The 20,636-nt window shown below is 64.2% G+C and carries 17 protein-coding genes; 5 read left to right on the forward strand and 12 right to left on the reverse strand.

The window, feature by feature from the left end; all coding sequences use genetic code 11:
• Positions 1-144 precede the first annotated feature (144 nt).
• The gene (locus AC07N6_RS19295) at positions 145-951 is read left to right on the forward strand and encodes an IclR family transcriptional regulator (RefSeq protein WP_494783115.1); all 807 of its coding nucleotides are present in this window, start codon (positions 145-147) and stop codon (positions 949-951) included.
• Positions 952-1,306: 355 nt separating this feature from the next.
• Here AC07N6_RS19295 and AC07N6_RS19300 read toward each other — a convergent pair whose 3' ends face one another.
• The 8 genes from AC07N6_RS19300 to AC07N6_RS19335 all read right to left on the reverse strand — a co-directional run bounded on the left by AC07N6_RS19300 (position 1,307) and on the right by AC07N6_RS19335 (position 13,571).
• On the reverse strand, positions 1,307-1,543 hold the full coding sequence (locus AC07N6_RS19300) for a hypothetical protein (protein ID WP_494783116.1): 237 nt from the start codon (positions 1,541-1,543) through the stop codon (positions 1,307-1,309).
• A 194-nt stretch (positions 1,544-1,737) separates the two neighbouring features.
• On the reverse strand, positions 1,738-2,214 hold the full coding sequence (locus AC07N6_RS19305; protein ID WP_494783117.1) for a DUF4019 domain-containing protein: 477 nt from the start codon (positions 2,212-2,214) through the stop codon (positions 1,738-1,740).
• A gap of 119 nt (positions 2,215-2,333) precedes the next feature.
• A complete protein-coding gene (locus tag AC07N6_RS19310) occupies positions 2,334-8,021 on the reverse strand; it encodes a YadA-like family protein (RefSeq protein ID WP_494786273.1) in 5,688 nt (1,895 codons plus the stop codon).
• A 659-nt stretch (positions 8,022-8,680) separates the two neighbouring features.
• Positions 8,681-9,385: an ABC transporter ATP-binding protein gene (locus tag AC07N6_RS19315; RefSeq protein WP_494783118.1), complete on the reverse strand. Its 705-nt coding sequence runs from the start codon at positions 9,383-9,385 to the stop codon at positions 8,681-8,683.
• Complete coding sequence (gene livG, locus AC07N6_RS19320) at positions 9,385-10,161, reverse strand: high-affinity branched-chain amino acid ABC transporter ATP-binding protein LivG (protein WP_494783119.1); 777 nt, start codon at positions 10,159-10,161, stop codon at positions 9,385-9,387. The genes AC07N6_RS19315 and livG overlap by 1 nt, the downstream gene beginning before the upstream one ends.
• Positions 10,158-11,384 (reverse strand): high-affinity branched-chain amino acid ABC transporter permease LivM, encoded by a 1,227-nt coding sequence (locus tag AC07N6_RS19325; protein ID WP_494783120.1) that lies wholly within the window; start codon positions 11,382-11,384, stop codon positions 10,158-10,160. Before AC07N6_RS19325 ends, livG begins: the two co-directional genes overlap by 4 nt.
• A 31-nt stretch (positions 11,385-11,415) precedes the next feature.
• Complete coding sequence (gene livH, locus AC07N6_RS19330) at positions 11,416-12,342, reverse strand: high-affinity branched-chain amino acid ABC transporter permease LivH (protein WP_494783121.1); 927 nt, start codon at positions 12,340-12,342, stop codon at positions 11,416-11,418.
• A gap of 98 nt (positions 12,343-12,440) precedes the next feature.
• On the reverse strand, positions 12,441-13,571 hold the full coding sequence (locus AC07N6_RS19335) for a branched-chain amino acid ABC transporter substrate-binding protein (RefSeq protein WP_494783122.1): 1,131 nt from the start codon (positions 13,569-13,571) through the stop codon (positions 12,441-12,443).
• A gap of 493 nt (positions 13,572-14,064) precedes the next feature.
• On the opposite strand from AC07N6_RS19335, the gene AC07N6_RS19340 reads away from it, so the two are divergent.
• Positions 14,065-14,820, forward strand: a complete 756-nt coding sequence (locus AC07N6_RS19340; RefSeq protein WP_494783123.1) for a phosphodiester glycosidase family protein — start codon at positions 14,065-14,067, stop codon at positions 14,818-14,820.
• Positions 14,821-15,155: 335 nt separating this feature from the next.
• Here AC07N6_RS19340 and AC07N6_RS19345 read toward each other — a convergent pair whose 3' ends face one another.
• Entirely contained in the window at positions 15,156-15,539 is a 384-nt protein-coding gene (locus AC07N6_RS19345; protein WP_494783124.1) for a hypothetical protein, read from the reverse strand.
• Positions 15,540-15,644: 105 nt separating this feature from the next.
• Between AC07N6_RS19345 and AC07N6_RS19350 the strand changes: the two genes are divergently transcribed.
• From AC07N6_RS19350 to AC07N6_RS19360, 3 genes are all read left to right on the forward strand, one after another.
• On the forward strand, positions 15,645-16,499 hold the full coding sequence (locus AC07N6_RS19350; RefSeq protein ID WP_494783125.1) for a M15 family metallopeptidase: 855 nt from the start codon (positions 15,645-15,647) through the stop codon (positions 16,497-16,499).
• Positions 16,500-16,823: 324 nt separating this feature from the next.
• The gene (locus tag AC07N6_RS19355; protein WP_494783126.1) at positions 16,824-17,000 is read left to right on the forward strand and encodes a hypothetical protein; all 177 of its coding nucleotides are present in this window, start codon (positions 16,824-16,826) and stop codon (positions 16,998-17,000) included.
• Positions 17,001-17,123: 123 nt separating this feature from the next.
• On the forward strand, positions 17,124-17,606 hold the full coding sequence (locus AC07N6_RS19360; protein WP_494783127.1) for a GNAT family N-acetyltransferase: 483 nt from the start codon (positions 17,124-17,126) through the stop codon (positions 17,604-17,606).
• A gap of 111 nt (positions 17,607-17,717) precedes the next feature.
• Here AC07N6_RS19360 and AC07N6_RS19365 read toward each other — a convergent pair whose 3' ends face one another.
• From AC07N6_RS19365 to cysW, 3 genes are read right to left on the reverse strand one after another with little or no spacing between them, the layout of a single operon-like run.
• The gene (locus tag AC07N6_RS19365; protein WP_494783128.1) at positions 17,718-18,647 is read right to left on the reverse strand and encodes a CysB family HTH-type transcriptional regulator; all 930 of its coding nucleotides are present in this window, start codon (positions 18,645-18,647) and stop codon (positions 17,718-17,720) included.
• Positions 18,644-19,723 carry a sulfate/molybdate ABC transporter ATP-binding protein gene (locus AC07N6_RS19370; RefSeq protein WP_494783129.1) on the reverse strand — a complete coding sequence of 360 codons (1,080 nt, stop codon included), beginning with the start codon at positions 19,721-19,723 and terminating at the stop codon, positions 18,644-18,646. The genes AC07N6_RS19365 and AC07N6_RS19370 overlap by 4 nt, the downstream gene beginning before the upstream one ends.
• A gap of 12 nt (positions 19,724-19,735) precedes the next feature.
• The gene (cysW, locus tag AC07N6_RS19375; protein ID WP_494783130.1) at positions 19,736-20,635 is read right to left on the reverse strand and encodes a sulfate ABC transporter permease subunit CysW; all 900 of its coding nucleotides are present in this window, start codon (positions 20,633-20,635) and stop codon (positions 19,736-19,738) included.
• Between the last annotated feature and the right edge of the window lies 1 nt (position 20,636).

The raw sequence follows: 20,636 nt of genomic DNA on the forward strand, positions 1-20,636 counted from the left end.
TCGATGCAGTGCAAAATCCATTGCGAAGCGCAGGGCAATCCCATTGGCAGTGCGAAAATCGCGCCGGCGGTTATTTTTTGGTGCATCGCGCCAGCCCTGAAAAAGGTGTTACTCTCGCCCAATTCCCGAATTTGAAATCGCTTTATGAAAAAACAGAAAGAGACAACGACAAAGAAGGAAAAAGATACTGGGCCCGACCGTACCGTCCTCGGGGCCGAGCGCAGCCTGGCGATCCTGAACGCGTTCATCGAGGTATCCGGCCCGCTGGGGCTGACCGAACTGGAGCAGCACACCGGTCTCTTCAAAAGCGTGATCCACCGCTACATGATGTCCTTCATCAAGGAAGGCTATGTGGTGCAGCGCGCCGACAGCGCCTACCAGTTGGGCCCGCGCGCCTACCAGCTGGGCAAGGCCTTCGAGGCGAGCTTCGACTACGCCGACTTCATCGTCCCCACGCTGGACAAGCTGGTGCGCGAAACCGGCGAGAGCACCGCTTTCTATATTCGCCAGCACAGCCAGCGGCTGTGCCTGTATGCGGCGGAATCGCCGGAATCGGTGAAAGCAACCGTCAAGGCCGGCTCGCTGTTTGCCATCGACCAGACCTCCAGCGCCCAGGTGCTGCGCTTTTTCTCGGTGCCGGGCAACGCGGCGCGCTCGGGCGGGCGTTATGTGTGCATCTCGGTGGGCATCAACAATCCGCTCTCCTCTTCCATGTCGGTGCCGGTGTTCGGCGCCGGCAACGCGCTGGTGGGCGCGATGACCATCTTCGGCCTGTCCTTGCGCTTCGACCCGGCCGCCAGCGAAGTGCTGCGCGGCAAGCTGCTGGCGCTGGCGCAGGAACTGTCCGGCCGCCTGGGCGCAACGCCGCAGGCCTACAAGAATCCGTCATCCGACATCTTCGACGAAGCGGCAGCGCAAGCGGCGCTGCTGCAGGACAGCGCGGACGTTTGATTCCACGGGGGATGCCGATGAACGGCAATCGATCCAACAACGTCCGAGGGTCGGCAATGAGATGGTCGGATGGGGGATTGTTTTACGGATATGAAGATCGTCCCGATCGGCTTCGGGATATTTCCCAAAACCGGGGCGTGCCGGTTTGGGGAAGCACATCTGGAATGCGGCAGATAAGCCGCCGCAAATAAGAAAAGAGAAAAGAGAAAAGCATTGGCGAGACAGGCATCTGCGCCGTTCAGGGCGGGCAACTGCACATTGCGGGATGAAGCAAGTCAAACCGGGCGCTGCAGGCCCGCTGCGGGATCATCATAACCCGCCCTGGATCTTGCCAATCAACGCCAGTTCCCCAGCCTCAGGCAGGCTTCCCGGACATCCCTTCAGACAGCAATTTCCGGCCTTTTTCCGATACCGTCACAGCGCCGGAATATCCTTGCGGGCATTCAATCAAGCCATCCGCGCAGGCATCCTCCCAGATGGAAAGCCTGGGGCAAGTGGTTCGCCATACCTCCAGGATTTCGGCATAAGGATGGGGCCGCTCCTGTATCCATTCGAGCATCTGTAAAGTCAAGGAATCATTCGCCGTCATCATTGCCTCCGTATCATGTTACGGACACCGTCACAACACACTTGGCGCAAATGGCGCCGCCCTCGGCCACGCCATTGCATCCGCCCAGAATGCCTGTATTTTGCACCTGACGGATCGATACGGCAATGCAACAGGAGCCCTGCCATCCACGCCATCAGGCAAGGCGACAAGAGACCCCATGCGCAGCAACGCTGCGTTTATCTGACCGCCGGAACGGCAGCCGGGGATGACTCCAGCCTGGTCACCACGTAGCCGACCGGCGTCCAGCGGCCCGATGTCTGCACCAGCGAGACTTTTTCCACCGTCGGCGCCTTGGCGAAACGGGAGGCGAACACTACATTGACATACTCGCCCGGCGGCAAGTTGGCCGGATTGCTGATGCGTACGACCTGCACCCACTCCCGCTCGCCGATGCGGCCCAGTTCGCTTTGCAAGGATGCCAGGTACTTGGCCCAGTCTTCCTTGCTGACGTCTTTTTGCATGATGGGACCGCTCAGTCCCCACATCTGTTCGGCCTGATTGGCATCCGCCAGGACGGCCCAGCGCGTCGCCGCCACGACGGCGGTATCGACCGACGCGGTCGATTGCGCCAATGCCTGATGCGATGCGGCGATGGCCGCCAGCGACAACGCGGCGACGCAGGCGGACTTCTTGAATGCTTGGTATAAGGCCATTTTTCTCTTCCTATAAAGTGACACGACAATCCGGCGGGCAAAGATCGACTGCGGATACTGCGCAAGCAACATGTTCCATATTTAAGCCTTATCGATGAAATGCGTTGCGTCCGGTGGCATCACCATTGGAAGCCGGCGCCTACCACCGCGCCGCTCTTGCCGCGGCTATTTGTCGTTGCCGCGGCCTTGACGATCCAGCGGCCGTTTTCGGTATAAGTCGACAAGCCCAACGCCAGGCCGGTCTGGCTTTCATAAGTGCTGCCGGCAATCGCCAGCATGCTCTTGCCCGGCGCCCCGGGTTGCGGCAAGCCGGCCACTGCCATGGCCGATGCCGTGCCGCCGTTGGCATCTCTGCGGTACTTGTCGAGGTCGCCGCGCAGATTGCCGATCTGGCTGTCCGTGTATTGCTTCGATTGCGAGATGGCGCTGTCGATATCCCCGACACTGGAACCGGAGCCGGAACCACCGCCGGCCCCCTGGATGCCGGCCGCCACCGCCTTCAACTGGCTGACGTTGACCGCATCGGTATCGGCGCTGCCGGCCGCCACGCCGGTGATCTTGCGGTTGCCGATGTTGACTTCGCCGGCCGAAGTCTGCGCTGCCGCCAGCGCATAGGCCACGTAGCCGGTTTGCGCGCCGACGGTCGTGGCCGATCCGGAGCCCAGCGCGATACTGTCCGCATGCGCGGCGTTGGCGCCGGAACCGATGGCGATGCTGGCGCCGCCGGTGGCCTGGGCGTTGGAACCTTGGGCAATCGATTGCGCGCCGCTGGCGATGGCGCCGCTGCCCAGCGCCATGGCATCGGCCTGCAGGGATTGCGCGCTCTGCCCGATCGCCATGCCGCCGGCGGCTGCCATATCGACTACGGCGCCGTTGCCGATGCCGATGCCGTTATCGCCGTTGACCACCGTATTGGGCCCCACCGCCACCGAATCGGCGCCCACCGCCAGCGAATCCGCGCCGGTCGAGTTGGCATGGAAATACTTGGTGGTAGTGGTCGCAAATGATTGCAGCGCGCCGCTCAGCTGGCGTACCGTGACCGCGTCCTGCGATTGCGTGCCGTCGGCTACGTTGATGATCTGGCGATACGATCCGGCATGACCGACCGAGACTGCCCCCAGCAAGACCCGATCGGCCGTGTTGTAAGGAATCCCCGACTTGCCCACCGAGATGGTGCCGTTCGCCGCCGCAATCGTCCGGTCGGACACCGAACCGGAGCCCAGCGCCACGCCACCGAACACCGACGCATTGGCGCCGTTGCCCATCGCTACCGCATTGGCGGCGGAGGTAAGCGCCAGCGGCCCGACGGCGACCGAGTCGGCGCCGCCCGCAACAGAGTCGCCCAGCACCGAATTGGCATGGAAGTATTTGATGCCGCCGCCGTTGGCGATGTTGTTGAGCGCGGAATTGGTCGCAAACAATTGCGAGCCGTTGACCGCATCGGTGGAAGTCGCCGACAACTGGCCGGCCGCGACATTGGTGAGCTGCCGCTCGGCCCCGGCAGCCCCGATGCTGACCACACCGGCCGGATTATTGCCGGCGAAAGCATAGGTCGTCCCCATCAGCGTGACGTTACCGGTCGGCACCGCCGCCGCCGTCACCGTCGAGCCCTGGCCCAGCGCCACATTGGAGCCGGTCAGGCCGGCCGCGATGCTGGCCCCCTGGCCCAGCACCGTCGAATTGGCGACGCCATTGTCGGTCGCCTGATTGCCGATTACCGCCGAAGCCGCCCCTGTCGCGGTAGCGCCGAAACCGCCGGCCAAGGCATTCGCCCCCGACGACACCGGCTGCACCGACGTCACCGATTTATCGGAAACGAACGGCCCCACCACACCGCTGTCGATCCTGGCATTCACCGCTGCCAGTTGATTGACGTTGACGGCATCGGTGCCGTTACTGCCGGCCGCCACATTGGTCAGCTTGCGTTCCGCGCCGACCGCGCCGATCGACACTTCGCCCACCGAGTTTTGCAGCGCCGTCAGCGCATACGCCGTGTAACCGGTCTGCGCGCCGACCGAAGTTTTGGCGTTGGCGCCCAGCGCCACGCTGTTGACCTGGTTGGCGACCGTATCGCGTCCCAGGGCCAGCGCATCCGCGGCGGATGCCGCAGCGTTGTAGCCAAGCGCCGTCGCCCCCTGCGCCGACGCATGCGCATCGTCCGCGCTCAGCCCGGTATCGTTGGTGCGCACATACTTGATGCCACTGCCATGATTGGTGATGTAGGTGTCGCTGGTGTCGCCGGCCAGGGCAAACAGCTGACTGCCGTTGATGGCATCCGTGCTGGTCGCATTGACCGCGCCGGCCGCCACATTGGTGATCTGGTTGGGGCCGCTGCCCTGGCGGTTGGCGCTGAAGGCGCCGGCACCGCCCTTGGCCGCAGGATCCCACAGCAAGGCATCCTGTTGCACGTCGACCAGCCTCTCATTGGTCGCTTTCAATTGCGCCACGTTGACCGCATCGGTATCCGCGCTGCCGGCCGCCACATTGGTCAGCTTGCGTTCCGCGCCGGCCGAACCGATCGACACTTCGCCTACCGAGTTTTGCAGCGTCGCCAGCGCATACGCCGTGTAACCGCTCTGCGCACCGACCGAGGTCGCCGAACCGGCACCCAGCGCCACACTGTTGGCGTTGTTCGCCTTCGCATTGGCGCCCAGGGCAATGGCATTGGATTGATTGGCCAGGGCCGTATCGCCGAAGGCCAACGCGCCCGCCACCGTGGCCTGCGACGCATTGCCCAATGCCAGCGCGCCCTGGCCGGTTGCCGTATTGGCGCTGCCCAGCGCCACCGCGCCGGCCCCCGTCGCGGTATTCCCCTCGCCGATCGCCACCGCTTGCCCACCGCTGGCAGTGGCGTTCTGGCCGATCGCCACCGTACCGTCGGCAAGCGCCTGCGCCTGCTTGCCGGCGGCAAAACTGCCGGCGCCGCCGGCCACCGACAACGGGCCGATGGCAACGCTATCGGTGCCGCTGGCCGTGCTGTCGGCCAGCGTTGAATTGGCGCGGAAGTATTTGCTGACGCCGGCGGTCACCGCATCGATCGCCGCCGTCACCTGCGTCACGTTGACCGCATCGGTGCCCAGCACACCCGGCGCCACGCCGCCGATGGTGCGATTGCCGACGTTCACTTCGCCCACCGAGCTTTGCGGCGCCGCCAAGGCAAACGCAATATAGTTGCTCTGGGCGCCGACCGCCGTTTGCGAACCGGCGCCCAGCGCAATGCTGTTGTCATGGGTGGCCTTGGCGCCGGAACCCAGCGCCAGGCTGCCGGCGCCGCTCACGTTGGCGCCGGAACCCAGGGCCACCGACTGGTTGCCGCTGGCTGTCGTGCCGTTGCCCAGCGCCAGCGCATCGGCCGCGGCAGCGGTGGCGGCCTGGCCGAGGGCCACGCCGCCCGGCGCCCCCGCCTGCACTAATGCACCATTGCCGATGCCCACGCCGTTATTGTCATTGACCACCGTGTTCGGGCCGACGGCAATCGAATTGGTGCCGGATATCGACGCATCCCGTTCAGTCGAATTGGCATGGAAATACTTGGTCGGTGTCACGGCAAATGTGCTGAGTGCGCCGAGCAACTGCCGCAAAGTCACGGCATCGTGCGGTTGCGTGCCATCGGCCATATTCGTGATCTGGCGATAAGACGTTCCGGTGCCTACCGAGACCGCCCCCAGCAGCGTTTGATCCGATGTATTGAAAGAGACCGCGCTGCCGGCCACCGTCCCCGTCCCTTGCACAATCACGCGGTCGGACACCGAGCCCGAGCCCAGCGCCACCCCGCCATTGATCGTGGCCTGCGCAGTATCGCCAAAGGCGATGCTGCCGCCGCCCGACGCTTGCGAGTTATTGCCCATCGCAATCGCGCCCTGACCGGTGGCGCTGTTGCCGCTGCCCATGGCCACCGCGCCCTGGCCGTTGGCATTGTTCTCATACCCCATCGCCACCGCGCCCTGGCCGATGGCGTTGTTGGGGTCGCCGATGGCCACCGCGCCATTGCCGTTGGCGGTATTGCCCACGCCGATCGACACCGATTTGCCGCCCTGGGCCGTCGCATTCTGGCCGATCGCGACCGCGCCTGCGGTGAGCGCGTTGGCAGCGTCGCCAATGGCCACCGACGAAGCGCCCTGCGCCTTGGCCGCATTGCCGGCGGCAAAGGAATTGCCGCCGGTGGCCCGGGCGCCGGCGCCGATGGCCGTATCGTTAACCAGTAAGCCCGAACCCTGCACCCCGGCAACCGAGTTGTAGCCCAAGGCCAGATCGCCGGCGTTATAGGCGATCGCACCGCTGCCGCCGGCCAGCGAATTATTGCCGGCGGCTTGCGTATTCGCCCCCAGCGCCGCGGCATTGCTGCCGGAGGCCGATGACGACGCGCCCATGGCCACCGCGGAGGCGCCCGCGGCATTTGCCGCAAAGCCGCCCGCAAACGCGCTGCCGCCGGTTGCTTTGGCCGTGGCGCCGATGGCCGTATCGTTGCTGCCCGCGCCGGCGGAAATGCCGGCGATCGCGTTGTAGCCCAAGGCCACGCCGCCACTGTTGTACGCAATGGCGCCTGCGGCGCCGGCAAACGTATTGCCGTCCAGCGCCTGGCTGCCGGCGCCCACCGCCGTAGCCGATGCCGCCGTAGCCGTAGCACTGCCGCCCAGTGCCGTCGCCGTGTTGGCCGTGGCCCTGGCGCCGGCGCCCACGGCCACCGACGAGGTGCCGCTGGACTGCACATTGGCGCCTTGCGCAATGGCGCCCCCGCCGCTGGCAATGGCATTCGTCCCCAGGGCGATGGCATTGGCGTTCGTAGCGCGGGCGGTATCGCCCAGCGCCACCGACGACGCTCCCGACGCCGTCGCCGCATTGGCGCCGGCGAAGGCGTTGCCGCCGGTCGCAGTAGTGCTGCTGCCGACCGCGGTATTGGTGGTGATCCCGCCGCCCGATACGCCGGCCACGGCATTGCGGCCCAGGGCAACATCGCCCAAGTTATAGGTCCTGGCCGCATTGCCGGCGGCCAGCGAACTCTGTCCGGCCGCCGCAGCCGACAAGCCGAGCGCCGCCGCGCCGCTACCGGTCGCCGTGCTGGTAGCGCCGATAGCCACCGCGCTGGTATTGGACGCATTGGCGCTGTCCCCCAAGGCAATCGATGAGACGCCTGAGGCCTGCGCACCGACGCCGCCCGCAAAGGCACGGCTGCCCGAAGCCTGCGCGCCCATGCCAGCCGCATACGAATTGTCGCCGGTGGCCTTGGCGCCACCGCCGATCGCTATGCCGTTGACGCCGCTTGCTACGGAGCCGGAGCCAAAGGCGATGGTATTGGATGCCGTCGCATTCGCTCCGTTACCTATCGCTATTCCATTTACGCCGCTTGCTGCGGAACCGGAGCCAAAGGCGATGGCATTGGATGCCGTCGCCCTCGCCTGGTTACCTAGCGCTATCGTCCCCGGGCCTGCAGCGTGCGCCACATCGCCGATTGCCGTCGCATAATTTCCATTATGCGAAGCACCGCTGTTAGCGGACGCTAGTCCGCCGATAGCGATGTCCCCGCCGACGCCAGTGCTTGCACCAACACCTCCATACCCAATGGCAATGCCGGCCGATGAATTGAGCACGGCATCGGCCATCGCACTTGGCGTGGCGCCTGCCAGCGCCACGCCAAGTGCCAGCAGCCGGATGCCCGCCATGCCTGCCACGCCCGACCGATTTTTCGTCCTGGCCGGCGCCGCGCAGCGCCCTCCGCTGTTACGCTTGCCTTTGGCCGACGTCCGTTCGGACACCACTGTCCAAGTACCCGACGCATGGCTCCAGATGGTGTGAAATACGCGATTCATTGTCACCCTTTATCAATGTACAAGCGTGAGTTCGCCCCTACCGAGCAATCGTCGATATGGAAAAATTCGCTTAGCGTTGACTGAACAGGATTAGCTTGTCATGTGACCCATGGACACATCGGGCCACATCGGCCGACAACCTATTTCCTTGCTATTGCGGGCGCAGACCGAGCATGTCGCTCTGCCCCTGCTGTTGTGCGGCCTCGGTTTCGACCGTGCATTACGTCGTGTATCAAGCCTCGCCGCGGATCGGCTGGCACTGACGGTTAATCCATGAATGAAAAGATGGCGCACGATCATATCGCCCCAGTCCGAGTGGACTCCCGCAGACAGAACATTTCTGCAAAACTTTCCAATAATTTCAAAACGACGCGTTGCCGCCTTCTCTGACAGAAGGTCGATCATTCACGCTAAAGGATGGGGAGATGCGACGCCGGATGCGGTTCCGCCAAGGGGAACCGAGCGCGTCTTCAATGCAAGAAAAACGCCGCTACGAATAGGGATTCGTAGCGGCGTTTGGATTCGCTGCTTACTGAACGATATGAGCGATACCGCGTCCTGAATGCGTCATCCCGGAAAAAGCGGGTTCAGGATATCTCCATCGGCGACATCGCCAGCCTCAGCGGAACCTCGCGCAGCAAGGCCGCCGGCGCAGCCGCTCAGCCGTGCCCGAGGTAAGCCTTGCGCACGTCGCTGTTGGCCAGCAGGTTGGCGCCGGTGTCGGCCAGCACCACATGGCCGTTTTCCAGCACATAGCCGCGATCGGCCACGCCCAGCGCCTTGTTGGCGTTCTGCTCGACCAGGAACACCGTCACCCCGCTTGCGCGAATGGTACGGATGATCTCGAAGATCTGCGCAATCACCAGCGGCGCCAGGCCCAGCGTCGGTTCGTCCAGCAGCAGCAAGCGCGGACGGCTCATCAGCGCGCGGCCGATGGCCAGCATCTGCTGCTCGCCGCCGGACATGGTGCCGGCGCGTTGGGCCGCGCGCTCCTTGAGGCGCGGGAACAGGCCGAAGACGTATTCGATGCCTTGCTCGATCTCGCTGTCCTTGGCGAAGAAGGCGCCCATCTTGAGGTTCTCCAGCACCGTCAGGCTGGGAAACACGCGGCGCCCTTCCGGCGAGATCGCCATGCCCAGCCGCATGATCTCGTGCGTGGGCAGTTGCGTGATGTCCCGCCCTTCGAAAACGATGCGACCGCTGGAGGCGCGCGGGCGGCCGCACAACGTCATCAGGAGCGTGGTCTTGCCGGCGCCGTTGGCACCGATCAGGGTGACGATCTCCCCCTTGTCGATGTTGAGCGACACGCCGTGCAGCGCTTCGATGGCGCCGTAGTGCGTATGCACCTGTTCAAACTGCAGCATCATTCTTCTCCCAGGTAAGCCTTGATCACGCGCTCGTCGCTGCGCACCTGTTCCGGCGTGCCGGTGACGATGGGCTTGCCGTGTTCCATCACCAGGATACGGTCGGAAATGCCCATGATCAGGCTCATGTCGTGTTCGATCAGCAGCACCGCCACGCCATGCTCGCGGCGCAGGCGGTCGATCAGTTGGCTCAGCTCCTGCTTCTCCTGCGGGTTGAGGCCGGCAGCCGGCTCGTCCAGCAGCAGCAGGCGCGGCTTGGTGATCATGCAACGGGCGATTTCAACGCGCCGCTGCAAGCCGTAGGACAAGGTGCCGGCCTCGCGGTTGGCCAGCGCGGTCAGGCCCAGCTGGTCGAGCCAATAGGCCGCCCGCCGCAGCGCTTCCTTCTCCGATGTGCGATACGACGGGGTATTCAGCAGCCCCCACAGCAGGTTGGTGTTGACCTGGTGGTGCTGCGCCACCAGCAGGTTTTCCACCACCGTCATCGACTTGAACAGGCGGATGTTCTGGAAGGTGCGCACCAGCCCCTGCTGCGCCACCTGGTGGCTGGGCTGGCGGGCGATCGACGTGCCGCCCAGGCGGATGTCGCCCGAGCTCGGCTGGTAGAAACCGCTGATGCAGTTGAAGACGGTGGTCTTGCCGGCGCCGTTGGGGCCGATGATGGCGAAGACTTCCTTGTCCATCACCGACAGCGACACGCCATCCACGGCCAGCAGGCCGCCGAAGCGCATCGACAGGCCGGCGACGTCCAGCAGGGTTTTCATTGGCTGGCTCATTGCGGCAACTCCACATGCGGACGGGTGGCAGGCAGCAGCCCTTGCGGACGCCACATCATCATCAGCACCATCACCAGGCCGAAGATCAGCATGCGGTATTCGGCGAAACTGCGCGCCAGTTCCGGCAGCACGGTCAGCAGGATGGCGGCCAGGATCACGCCCAGTTGCGAACCCATGCCACCCAGCACCACGATGGCCAGGATCAGCGCCGACTCGATGAAGGTGAAGGATTCCGGCGTCACCAGCCCCTGGCGCGCCGCGAAGAAGGAACCGGCCAGGCCGGCGAAGGCCGCGCCCAGCGTGAAGGCCGAGAGCTTGACCTTGGTCGGGTTGATGCCCAGCGAACGGCAGGCGATCTCGTCTTCGCGCAACGCTTCCCAGGCGCGGCCCATCGGCATGCGCAACAGGCGGCCGGTGACAAAGTAGGTGAACAGCACCATCGCCAGCGCCAGGAAGTACAGGAAGATCACCATGTGGCCGCCCTGATAGGTCAGTCCCAGCAGTTCATGGAAGGTGGTGCCGCCTTCGACGCTGGCGCTGCGCGCCATCTCGATGCCGAACACGGTCGGCTTGGGGATGCCGGAAACGCCGTCCGGACCGCCGGTCAGGCCGGTCATGTTATTGAGCAGCAAGCGGATGATTTCACCGAAGCCCAGCGTCACGATGGCCAGGTAGTCGCCGCGCAGGCGCAGCACCGGGAAACCGAGCAAGAAGCCGAACGTCGCCGAAGCGGCGGCCGCCAGCGGCACGCATTCCCAAAAGCTCAAGCCGAAATACTGGTTCAGCAGCGCATAGGTATACGCGCCGACCGCATAGAAGCCGACGTACCCCAGATCCAGCAGGCCGGCGAAACCGACCACGATATTCAACCCCAGCCCCAGCACCACATAAATCAGCGCCAGCGTCATCACGTCGACATAGCCGCGCGAGCCGAAGAACGGCCACACCAGCGCCACCAGCAGCAGCAGCGACACGGCCATGCGCTGGCTGCGCGGCTGCATGCGCGGCAAGGCCGGCAGCCGGATGCCGGCACGCCCGCGCGCCAGCGCCGGCTTGGCCAGCTGGAACAGGAATACCGCCAGCATGGCCAGCAGCACCGGCGTCCAGTGGGTATGCAACACCACCCGATAGCCTTCGAAGCGCAATTGCATGCCCAGCAGCGGGATCGTCAATACGGCGGTAACCAGCGCCGCCGCCACGGCGTTCTTGAAAGTGACAGGCATCATGCCTCCTTGGAGATTACGGCCCATGGGTTCAGACCTTCTCGATATTCGGCTTGCCAAGCAGGCCGGTGGGACGGAACAGGAGAATCAGCACCAACAGGCCGAAAGACACCACGTCCTTGTATTCCGATGGCAGGTAACCCGCGGCAAAAGTCTCGGCCAGGCCGAGCAGCACGCCGCCCAGCATGGCGCCGGGAATGCTGCCGATGCCGCCCAGCACCGCGGCGGTGAAAGCCTTGATGCCGGCGATGAAGCCGATGTAGGGATTGAGCTTGCCGATGGTCAGCGCGATCAGCACGCCGCCGACCGCCGCCAGCATCGCCCCCAGCACGAAGGTGAAGGAGATCACGCGGTTGGTGTCGATGCCCAGCAGGTTGGCCATGCCCATGTCCTCGGCGCAGGCGCGGCAGGCGCGGCCCATGCGCGAGCGTGCGATGAACAGGGTCAGCGCCACCATCAGCATCAGCGTGACGCCGACGATGACCATGCGCGAGTAAGGCACGGTGACGGTGAAGTCGCTGCCCATCTGGAACTCGAGGGCGCCGGAGATCAGCACCGGCACCGACATGTCGCGCGCGCCCTGGCCGATCTGCACATAGTTCTGCAGGAAGATCGACATGCCGATGGCCGAGATCAGCGGCACCAGGCGCGGCCCGCCGCGCAAGGGCCGATAGGCCACCCGCTCGACGGTCCAGCCGTAGAGGCCGGTGACCAGCACCGACACGATCAGCGCGCCGCCCAACAGCAGCGGCAAGGGGTAGCCGCTTTGCACGCCGATGGCCGTCAGCGTGACCAGGCCGACGTAGGACGCGATCATGTAGATTTCGCCGTGGGCGAAGTTGATCATGCCGATGATCCCGTAGACCATCGTGTAGCCGATGGCGATCAGCGCATAGATCGCGCCCAGGGAAAGCCCGTTGACGAGCTGCTGGGTCAGTTGTGGGAGCAATTCATTCATAGGAAGGGATGATATGGAAATGCCCCATCCTGACAGCGATGGGGCATTTCGGGTTTGACGTCAGGCCGGTACGATCGGGCCAACCAGACCGGGCGCGATTATTTCGCTTCAGTCTTGGTGGCATCCTTGTGCCAGGTGTAGACGACGAAGTTGAACGACTTCAGGTCGCCCTTCTTGTCGTATTCCACGGTGCCGATCGGCGTCTTGAAGCTGTTGGCGTGGATGTAGGCAGCCACCTTGGTCGGATCGGTCGACTTGGCGCCGGCGATGGCGTCGGCGATGATCTTCACGCCCGAGTAGGCCGGCATCTGGAACGGGCCGTTCGGATCGCGCTTTTGCGCGGTGAAGGCCTTGACCAGCGCGGCGTTGGCCGGATCGGCGGCGAAGTCGGCCGGCAGGGTCACCAGCATGCCTTCGGAAGCGGGGCCGGCGATGGCGGTGATGTCCTTGTTGCCCACGCCTTCAGGGCCCATGAATACGGCCTTGACGCCCTGCTCGCGCGCCTGGCGCATGATCAGGCCCATTTCCGGGTGGTAGCCGCCGAAGTAGACGAAGTCCACGCCTTGCGACTTGAGCTTGGTGACGATGGCGGAGTAGTCGCTGTCGCCGGCATTGATGCCTTCAAACAGCACCACAGGCACCTTGGCCGCATCCAGCGCGGTCTTGACCGAAGTCGCCACGCCCTGGCCGTAGGACTGCTTGTCGTGCAGCACGGCGACCTTCTTGGGCTTCAACTTCTCGATCACGTAACGGGCGGCAGCGGGGCCTTGCTGGTCGTCGCGGCCGATGGTGCGGAAAATGTACTTGTGCGGCTTGGCTTCGGTCAGCTGCGGCGCGGTGGCCGACGGGGTGATCATCACCACGCCTTCATTCTCATAGATGTCGGAAGCCGGGATGGTCGAGCCCGAGCACACATGGCCGATCACATACTTGATGCCCTGGCTGACGATCTTGTTGGCCACGGCCACGGCTTGCTTCGGTTCGCAGGCGTCGTCCATCAGCACCACTTCGAACTTGTTGCCATTGGCGCCGCCGGCGGCATTGATCTGCTCCACGGCGGTCAGCGCACCGGCCTTGACCATGTCGCCATATTGGGCAACGGCGCCGGTCATCGGGCCGGCGATGGCGATCTTGACGGTTTCAGCGTGCGCGGCGCCCGAGAAGGCGGCGGCTGCGGCAACTGCGGAGACGGCCAGAGTGATCTTGGTCAGACGATTTGCGGATTTCATTGACGTTTCCTCCATGTATTTTCGATTCAAGGGGCGGCAGCAAATGCTTGCGCACATTGGACGCCGATTCTCTGACCCTTATTATTTCGGGTCCCGGTCGGCGCATGGGGGCAGAGTGTAACACTGCCGTCATATACGACAACTTTTTTTTGAGAAATCGGCATACCCCGTCATTTCTACCCCTTTAAATTCGATTTTTCACACGTTTTGTTCGTTATTTATTTGGATTTGAAAATCACGGCCCTCTCCGCAGCGCACCATCGGCGTCCCCGCCCGTCCCCGCAAACGTCCGCCCAACAGCCGGTTGCCGAACGCAGAACTTTTCCTATGGCCGGCTCTCTCTAGAGGCATTTACAATAAGCCCCCGCCCCTTTCCGCGAATGTTCAAGACGGGACAAAACCGCCAGACCTGCACAACCAGATGCGCTTTCCCTTTTTCCCCTTTACCTTGCGCCGTCCCTGTCCGCGCCCGGGCCAGCCTTGCGCCCCGCGGTTGGCCGTCCCGTTGCTGGCCGCCACGCTCCTGGCCTTCGCCGGCCCGGCGCCGGCGCAGGCCGCCGACCTGAAACAGTACCAATACCGGCAAACCTTCATCAGTGCCTGCCGCGCCGACCCGCGCACCGACATCATCCGCACCTACTGGAAGGACGAGGCCGGCACGCCGCTGGGCACCTTCGTGCGGCTCGATACCCTGCTGCGCGCGCAGAACCAGGAAATGCTGTGCGCCACCAACGCCGGCATCTACGACAAGCAGCTGCAGCCGCTGGGCCTGTACATCGAGAACGGCAACGTGCTGCGCAAGCTCAACACGCGCCAGAATGCCTACGGCAACTTTTACATGCAGCCCAATGGCGTATTCATCCTGGGCGAAGACAAGGCATACATCGTGGAAACCTCGGCGTTCTCAGCCGAGGCCGAACGCTGGAGCGCGCTGAGCCGCTACGCCACGCAATCCGGGCCGCTGATGATCGTGGCCGGCCAGATCAACCCGCGCTTCGATCCCAACTCGCCCAACGCAGTCGTGCGCAATGCCGTGTGCCTGGACGCGCAGGGAATGGTGACGCTGGCCATCGCACGCAATCCGATCAGCTTCTACGATTTCGCAGTGTTCCTGCGCGACGAGCTCAAGTGCAGCGATGCGCTGTACCTCGACGGCAGCATCTCGCGCATGTATCCCACGCTGGAAGCGAACATGGGGCCGGCTTTCGGCGCGATGATCGCGATCATGAAAAAGCCGCCCTCCAAATGAAGCGCAGGCCGCGCCTGACCGGCCTGCGCGCAAGCACGCTTCGCTAAAAAAAAGCCCGCAGCAAATGACCGCGGGCAAGTTCCCTCGCAAGAGGGAGGTTGAAGGAACAGTTCAACCACCTCTAGGAGTCAAGGCCTGAAAAAAAAGTTCGGCGATATTTTCGACGTTTGCCGAGCGCCCCAGCGGCCCGGCGCCGCGGTTTCTCTTGACCAATGTAAAACGCCGCGACGGCATGCCGTCGCGGCGTATGCAGTGCTGTTCCCACTGCAGGGGACTTGCGATGCAGCGTTGACCGCCGCGTTTTGTGATGGCGCTTATCCGGTGCGCGGTGCGGCCTACTTCTTCTCGCCGCCGGCGCTGTTATCGCCGGAAGCCGGTGGAGCCGCAGGCGGCGCATCGGCCGGCGGCGCGGCAGATGGCGCAGCCGGAGTGGCCGGACTAGCCGGTGGCATGGACGGCTCGGCCGGTGAACTTGCCGCCGGCGGCGCGGCCGGCGCTTCGTCGCGCTTGTTGCAACCGGCCAGAACGGTGGTGAATACGGCAGCAGCCAAGAGTGTGTGGCGAATCAGCATATTTTGCCTCCAAAGGTTGTTAATGATGGATTTGCCGAAGTTCATCGGTTTGCCGACATTCGACTCCTTCTGATGTTGGAACCTGATCTTGGAACGCATGTCATCAATCAGCGTGGGATGCGGTTTAATTATTCCCGTTTCAGCCATACCCGCCTGTCAGAGAACGACGCATATTCATGTCAGCCATCCAAGGCGGGAATTTACCGTCATGACGGCTCAAATCGGCGTAAAAACCCCGTATCATCGCGACTTATGATCCCAATCATCGCCTCCCGTTTCAATCGTGCCGGCGCGTGGGCCGCCGCCCCCGCCATGCTGGCCTGCCTCGCCTTCGCGCCGGCCGCGCACGCCGATATCGTCCCGGTTTCCGCGGCGCAATGCGCCGCGATGAAAGCGCGTCAGGTGATCACGCCGGCCAATCCCGTGCCCTGCTCGCGCCTGTCGACGGTCAGCTTCGACTACACCGATTTCGACGGCGCCACGCGCAGCGGCTCGGTAGTAGTGCTCGACGCCGTCGCCCCGCAGGTCGAATCGCTGTTCGGCGAACTGCTGCTGCGTTCAACGCCGCTGGCCAGCGCCATGCCGCTGGAAAATTTCGACGGCGACGATGAAAAATCGATGGCGGCCAACAATACTTCCGCCTTCAACGGCCGCCCCATGACCGGCGGCGGCGCCTGGTCCAAGCACGCCTATGGCGCCGCGATCGACATCAATCCCCTGCAAAACCCTTATGTGAGCAAAGCCGGCAGCCCGCAGCAACAAGTGCTGCCGCCGCAAGCCGGCGCGGACTACCTGCAGCGCACGCCGCCGCGCCCCGGCCAGGCCGAGGAACTGGTCGGCGTGTTCTACGACCACGGCTTCCTGGTCTGGGGCGGCAACTGGAAAGAGCCGATCGACTACCAGCACTTCGAGATCGGCGGCCGCGAATTCATCCGCAAGCTGGCCTCCATGCCGCGCGCCCAGGCGCGTGCCGAGTTCGAACGCTACGTGGCGCGCTACCGCGGTTGCGTACGCCAAGGCGCCCCGGCCCACAGCGGCGATGCCGATGACGATGCGCCGGAAGACACCGCACTGCGCGACAACTGTGCAGCGCGCATGCGCAAATGAGCGTGGCGCGCCAAGGCCTGTTGACGTAAAGACCTGTAATTTTGGGTTAAAAATCGCGACAGGCGCATCACTCCCGCCTCCGGCCCGCCTATACTTTCCCGGCAACATTCGAGTCTGGGCCTTGGAACCTGTGCATGATCTCGGCGGGAGTCGGCCAAATGGAATTTCAGGATGGGATGCAAGGCGCAAAACGCAGACGGGCCGGCGGCCCGGCGAGGCTTTGCAACGCCGCAGACCGCCTGAAAGGCCATTTGGACGGCCCCGATGAAATCATGAACAGGTTCTTACGACCCGGTGGCACACGCTTTCCTGAGGATGAACACCATGCCGATCAATTCCGTCTCTTCCAGCCATAACGCAACCGCTCACGCGGCCCAGCCCCAGCCGGCGAAAAAGTCAGGCGTATCGTTCGCCGACCTGATGGTGGCCAGCCAGCCCGTGGCCCAGCCGACCAATACCGTTTCCAGCAGCACCACGACCTCCCAGGTCAACAAGGCTTAAGCGGCAGCGCAGTCCTTCCGGCATCCGCCGGATGCAAAAAAGCCCGAAGGCGATTGCCTCCGGGCTTTTTCACGTCCTGCGCGCGTGTCTATATACTGTGCCTTCCACGGGACAGGAGAAGGCATGGAACAAGCCGAGGCCGCAGGCATCTTGATCAGGCAAGCGCAGCGCGAAGACTTTGCGCAATGGAAAATACTCTGGGACGACTACAACGCCTTCTACGGACGCGCCGGCCCGACCGCCCTGCCGCTGGAAATCACCAATACCACCTGGGCCCGCATCCACGACGAGGCTGAGCCGGTGCATGCGCTGGTGGCCGAAAGCCAAGGCCGCCTGCTGGGCATTGCCCACTACCTTTACCACCGCAACACCATCCTGATCGGCCCTACCTGCTACCTGCAAGACCTGTTCTCGGTTGAAGCCGCACGCGGCAAGGGCGTGGGCCGGGCGCTGATTGAAGCGCTCTACCGGCGCGCCGCCGCAGCCGGCGCGGAGCGCGTCTACTGGCACACCCACCACACCAACGCCGCGGCACGCCGCCTGTACGATACGGTGGCGGTGGATTCCGGCTTCATCGTCTATCGCAAATCTATTCAGAGCCGCTGAAAAAACGCCGCTGGCCGCGTCGCGCCTCCTTGCCGTACCTTCGTACTGTCTGCGTCGGCGCGCCTTGCCAGCGGTGTTTTTTCAGCGGCATTTTGTCAGCGGCTCATTACACTATGCGCTGGCTTCGTTGAGCGCGCTGACGATATCAGCCCGCTTGAGTTCCGGAGCGAACTCCTGGATGAAGTCGAAGGCATAACCGCGCAGGTAGGCGCCGCGGCGCACCGCCAGCCGCGCGATATTCGGCTTGAACAGGTGGGAGGCGCCGATCGGCAGCAGATCCTGGTGCTTCGCCTGGTCCACCGCCATCGACGCCACGATGCCCACACCCAATCCGAGCGCCACGTAATGCTGGATCACGTCGGAGTCCATCGCCGTCAGCACGATATCGGGCTCGATGCCGGCCTGGCGGAACGCCTCGTCGATATGGCCGCGGCCGGTGAAGCCGACGTCATAGGTGATCAGCGGCCAGGTCGACAAGTCTTCCAGCGCGACCCGCTCCAATCCCAACAGCGGATGCCCCTGCGGAACCACGATCACGTGGCTCCAGGTATAACAGGGGAAAGACACCAGCTCCTTGAACTGCGACAGGCCTTCGGTGGCGATGCCGATGTCGGCCTTGCCCGAAATCACCCACTCGGCGATGTGCTCGGGCGCGCTTTGCTGGAGCGCGATGCGCACCTGCGGGAAGGCCGTGCGGAAGGCCTGCACCACGCGCGGCAGCACGTAGCGCGCCTGGGTGTGGGTGGTGGCGATCGACAGCGTGCCGCTTTGCTCGCCGGAGTATTCCTTGCTGGCGCGGCGCAGGTTCTCGGCTTCCAGCAGCAGGCGCTCGACGATGCCCAGGATGCCCTTGCCGGGCTCGGTCAAACCGGTCAGGCGCTTGCCATTGCGCTCGAAGATCTCGACCCCCAGCTCCTCTTCCAGCTCGCGGATCTGGCGCGACACGCCAGGCTGCGAGGTGAACAGCACGTTGGCCACTTCGGTCAGGTTGAAGCCGCAGCGCGCGGCTTCGCGGATGGATCGCAGTTGCTGGAAATTCATTGCGCCTGCCCTCCGTCCTGGTCGGCAAACACCCGCAAGCGGCGCGGCTTGACCACCAGGGTCTCGCCGCTCTTCAAGTTCAACTGGGAAAAACGTTCGTTGGAAATCACCGCCTCGATCAGTTGCGCGTTATCGTCGCGCTCCAGTTCCAATTGGGCCAGCGGGCCGATGGCGTGCGAACGGCGCAGTTGCACCACGATGCCTTCGGCGCCGGGCGAATAACGCTCCACCTCGATGTCGTGCGGACGCACGAAGCCGACGCCGGCCACATCGCGCGCATCGCCATGGCCGGGCGCGTCGAAACGCGCCGCGCCGGTGTCGAGCACGCCTTCATGCAGGCGGCCGTGGAACAGGTTGACGTTGCCCAGGAAACCATAGACGAAGGGCGAGGCCGGCTGGTTGTACACCTCGGCCGGCGCGCCGATCTGCTCGACCCGCCCCTTGTTCATCAGCACCACCTGGTCGGCCACTTCCAGCGCCTCTTCCTGGTCGTGCGTGACGAAGATGCTGGTGACATGCAGTTCGTCATGCAGGCGCCGCAGCCAGCGGCGCAGCTCCTTGCGCACCTTGGCATCGAGCGCGCCGAAGGGTTCGTCCAGCAGCAGCACGCGCGGCTCCACCGCCAGCGCGCGCGCCAGGGCGATGCGCTGGCGCTGGCCGCCGGAGAGTTGCGGCGGATAACGGTCGGCCAGCCAGTCCAGCTGCACCAGCTCCAGCAGGCTCTTGACCTTCTCGCGGATGGCCGCTTCCGAAGGCCGCTGGCTGCGCGGCTTCACGCGCAGGCCGAAGGCGATGTTCTCGAACACCGTCATGTGCTTGAACAGCGCATAGTGCTGGAACACGAACCCGACCTGGCGCTCGCGCACATGGCGCGCCGAGGCGTCTTCGCCATCCAGCAGCACCTGCCCGGAATCAAGCGATTCCAGTCCGGCGATGATGCGCAGCAGCGTGGTCTTGCCGCAACCGGACGGGCCCAGCAGCGCGGTCAGCTCGCCCGCGGGGAAATTCAGCGAGACGTTGTCCAGCGCGATGAAATTGCCGAAACGCTTGTTGATCTGTTTGACTTCGATGCTCATGTCCTGCTCCTCTTATTCGCGGTTGCCGGCGGCCAGTTGATGCTGGATGCGCCACTCGACCACGCTCTTGATCACCAGCGTCACCAGGGCCAGGAAGGCCAGCAGCGAAGCCACCGCGAAGGCGCCGGTGATGTTGAATTCGTTGTAAAGGATCTCGACCTGCAGCGGGATGGTGTTGGTCTCGCCGCGGATATGCCCCGAGACCACCGATACCGCGCCGAACTCGCCCATGGCGCGCGCATTGCACAAGATCACGCCGTACAGCAAACCCCATTTGATGTTGGGCAGGGTCACATGCCAGAAGGTGCGCCAGCCGGAAGCGCCCAGCACCAGCGCCGCCTCTTCTTCCTCGTTGCCTTGCGACTGCATCAGCGGGATCAGCTCGCGCGCCACGAACGGGAAAGTCACGAACACGGTGGCCAGCACGATGCCGGGCACGGCAAACAGGATCTTGATGTCATGCTCGCGCAGCCACGGGCCGAAATAGCCTTGCATGCCGAACAGCAGCACATAGATCAGGCCCGAGATCACCGGCGAGACCGAGAACGGCAGGTCGATCAGCGTCAGCAACAGGTTCTTGCCGCGGAACTCGAACTTGGCGATGGACCAGGCCGCGGCCACGCCGAACACCAGGTTCAGGGGCACGGCGATGGCCGCCGTCAGCAGCGTGAGCTTGATGGCCGACCAGGCGTCGGGTTCGACGATGGAAGCGACATAGACGTCCCAGCCCTTTTTCAGCGCCTCGTAGAACACCGATACCAGCGGCACGAACAGGAACAGCGTCAGGAACACCAGCGCGATGCCGATCAGCAGGGCGCGCACCCACCACGGTTCCAGCGTGGCGCCCGGCGTCAGCGGCGGCTCGCCGCGGTTGATCGCGCCGGCGGCAATGGAAGTTGCAGCTCCGCTCATG

The sequence above is a fragment of the Herbaspirillum sp. GW821-FHT09A12 genome (assembly GCF_059418325.1).